This window comes from Bilophila wadsworthia ATCC 49260 (genome assembly GCF_000701705.1).
GTDB classification, from domain to species: domain Bacteria; phylum Desulfobacterota; class Desulfovibrionia; order Desulfovibrionales; family Desulfovibrionaceae; genus Bilophila; species Bilophila wadsworthia.
This window is the reverse complement of record NZ_JNJP01000166.1, coordinates 1-3079: the sequence shown is the minus strand read 5'-3', so window position 1 is coordinate 3079 and position 3079 is coordinate 1. Positions and strand designations below refer to the sequence as shown.

The window sequence follows — 3079 nt, the reverse complement described above, 5'->3', positions numbered from 1 at the left end:
AGAAAGGTCCCTCCTCCCTTCCCCCACATTATTCTCCCCCTACAACGCCTTCACAAGCCCGACGACGGAAATGATCATGAGCAGGGCAAGGACAACCTTGCGGAAGCGGGCCTCGTCGACGGTGGAGAACCAGCGGTTGCCGAACCACATGCCGCCGAACATGGGAACCATGAAGACGAGGGTAAAGATGATGGTATCAAGGCTGATGAGCCCCTGCTGCCAGTAAAAGAGCGAGGCCCAGACGTCCGTGAACAGGAAAAAGGCGATGAGCGAAGCGCGCCCAACGGCGGCCCCGAGCGGGCTGGACAGGAAAAAGAGGATGATCGGCGGGCCGCCGTTGGCGGAAGCGCCGTTGATGACCCCGGCGAGGAGTCCGACGCCCGTGGTCTGGGGCGGCGTGGGCGCGTTCTTCGGCCGCAATCCGCAGTAGAGCATGGAAGTGAGGATAAGGACCACGGCATTGATGATCAGGCGCATGGCGTCCACGGGTATGGATATCAGGCAATAGACTCCGAAGGGAGTGCCGAGGGCCACGCCGAGCGCAAGCCAGCGGAGGGATTTCCAGTGGACCTGCTTGTAGACGAAGGGCAGGTGCCCGATGCTGGCCAGCACTTCCCAGAACAGGATGACCGGAGCCACCTGTGCCGGGGGGAAGAACAGCGTCAGGAGCACGATCATGATCATGGAAAAGCCGAATCCCGTTGCGCCGCGGACGATACCCGCCAGAAAAACGGCGGTGAAGACATAGGCGAACAGAAGCGGGGTGAAGCCGGACATAAGGCCTCCTCGGATGGTGCGGGGACGGATGCCCGTCCCCGAAAACGCCCTGCGGGAGCGGGGCATCAGGGATCGGCCTAACGTGGGCTAAGCCCCCTGTCAAGTGAGCCGCAGGGCGGAAAGGACAATGGGTTGCGCTTGCGGGTGAAGGCTTTTCGGGGTATCATCACTTCTTTATATGACAGTTCGTTCCGAAAGCTGCGCCTTGCCTATGGAACCTTCATATCCCGTCTTGAACTCAGACCTCTTACGAGTACCCCTCCATGACCATCAAAAGCAATTCTCCCCGAGATTCCCGCAACCCCCGAGATTTCAACGACCCGCGGAACAAGCCGCAAGAACGTCCCGAACGGGCGGAGCGCCCCGAACGCTCCGAATGGGCCTCCCGTCGCCCCGAGCGTCCCGAATGGTCGAACCGCGACCGTTCCGAGCGGGCTCCGCGCCCTGATTGGGCCGCCCGCGGCGAACAGCGCCGCCCCCCCCGCGATCGTTTTGAAAACGGCGACCGCCCCCGTCCGCAGAGAGGCTCCGGGCTCATCGCCGAGCTGCGCGAACTCGACCGCGATCTTATCAAAATGATCGCCCGCCGCAGCCGTATGCTGACCCGCCTGCCCAATGCCGGAACGTCGGATCACGAACGCGAGCTGCGTACTTCGTGGGAAGAAAACGCTTCCGCGGTCAGCCGCGATCCCAAGCTTATCCGCCAGATTTTCGCACTGCTTCAGGAAGTGGAAGTCGCTCCCGCCGATATGGAGCAGCCTTCCGCCTTCAACCTTGCTCCGGCCCGCAAGGCGCTTGCCGTGGAACTGCCCGCTCCCGCTTCCGATCGCCTGCCCCGCGTCCGCATGGTGCTCGCGGCCAGCGGCGCCACCGAATGTACCCTTCACGGCGTGCCGCTCAACGGCCCGGTCATGGAGTGCCTGAAAGGGCTCAATCAGGTCGGTGCCCGCCTGCGCTGGGAAGAGGACGGGCGTATCCTCTGCCAGGGCGGCGAACCGGTTTCCGGCTACAACAAGTCCATCCTCGACAAGGTGGTGCACGTCGGCGACGATCCGTTCAACCTGTACCTGATGCTGTTCCAGATGGTGACGCGGCCCGCGCGCCTCAAAATTATCGGCGAGAGCGGCCTCAAGTTTGTGGACTTGGCTCCGATCCGTCATTTCCTGCCGCTGCTCGGCGCGCGCCTGACCAGCGTGGTTCCCGGACAGGAGGGCTTGCCCGCCCGTCTGGAGTCGTCGGCCATGTTGCCGTCCGACGTGGCCGTGCCCGCCGAACTGCCCGCCGACGCGCTGGAAGCCCTGCTCGTGGCCACGGCAGGATGGGAACGTGACGTTACGGTCGACTTGAGCGGACACGCCGAAGGCCGCAACATCGTCTCCAAGGTCCTGCCCATCCTCCAGAGCGCGGGCATCAAGGCCAGCCTCACGGATACCGAAGATACCCTTTCCCTGCATGTGGTTCCCGGCAAAGCCCAGTTCTCCGACGAACTGCTCCCCGGCATCAATGTCGTCGCCGCGGCGACGCTGCTCGCCATGCCCGCTTTTGTCGGCGGCAGCGTGAAGCTTTCCGGCCGTTGGGAAGCCACCGGCGACGCCAGAAGCGGCGACGCCGTCAAAGGCCTGTTCTCCAAACTGGGCGTGAACCTCTCCGTCGCCGATGGCGAACTGTCCGCCTCCTTTGGCGAAGGCATTGCCGAGGGTGAGCCCCTTCCGTCGCCCAACCCGGTTGATGACCTCACGGGTTTGCCTTCAGCGCTCCTGCCGCTTGGCTTGGCGCTGTCCCTTATCCCAGCGGTGCGCGCGAAGGGCGGGGTCATGCCCAAACTGCCTGAGAGCGTGGATAAGGTCCTTGTGGAAAGCTTCCTGAATCAGCTTGGCTTGTCTTGCGAAGACGGGCGGCTCGTTTCCATCGAGCCCTCCACCACGCCGTGGGCCAGCCCGACCGTACAGTGGGCTCTGGCGCTCTCTCTGGCGGCCTTCCTCCGTCCGAATATCAAATTGAGCAATCCCGGCATCGTCACGAACTATCTGCCCGTTTACTGGAACATTTATAACACGCTGCCGACCCCTTCGATGACCCGCAAGGCGCAGGAGGAAGAGACGGCGCCCGCAGCCAACAGCCGTCCGGCCCGCCGCCGGGTGCTGGCCAGCCATACCCCCGAATCCGAAATGCCCGACGAAATCGTCTATCCTGACGAAGACTAGGGCTGGGTCTGGGCGTTTTGAAAAGAATGTGAAGAGATTGGGGAGGGGGAGGAGAAACTTTCTTAGAAAGTTTCTCCTCCCCCTCCCCAAACCCCACC

General features: G+C 63.1%; 2 protein-coding genes. One reads left to right on the top strand and one right to left on the bottom strand.

Features of this window, described 5'->3' with window-relative positions; all coding sequences use genetic code 11:
- Nucleotides 1-39 precede the first annotated feature (39 nt).
- Nucleotides 40-777: a sulfite exporter TauE/SafE family protein gene (locus T370_RS0121550; RefSeq protein WP_009380260.1), complete on the bottom strand. Its 738-nt coding sequence runs from the start codon at nt 775-777 to the stop codon at nt 40-42.
- 263 nt (nt 778-1040) lie between these two features.
- Between T370_RS0121550 and T370_RS0121545 the strand changes: the two genes are divergently transcribed.
- Nucleotides 1041-2981: a 3-phosphoshikimate 1-carboxyvinyltransferase gene (locus T370_RS0121545; protein WP_029436971.1), complete on the top strand. Its 1941-nt coding sequence runs from the start codon at nt 1041-1043 to the stop codon at nt 2979-2981.
- Nucleotides 2982-3079 lie beyond the last annotated feature (98 nt).

What these genes read in the sequence shown, in the direction of transcription:
- T370_RS0121550 (WP_009380260.1), bottom strand. Translation starts at nt 777, where the DNA reads ATGTCCGGCTTCACCCCGCTTCTGTTCGCCTATGTCTTCACCGCCGTT.
- T370_RS0121545 (WP_029436971.1), top strand. Translation starts at nt 1,041, where the DNA reads ATGACCATCAAAAGCAATTCTCCCCGAGATTCCCGCAACCCCCGAGAT.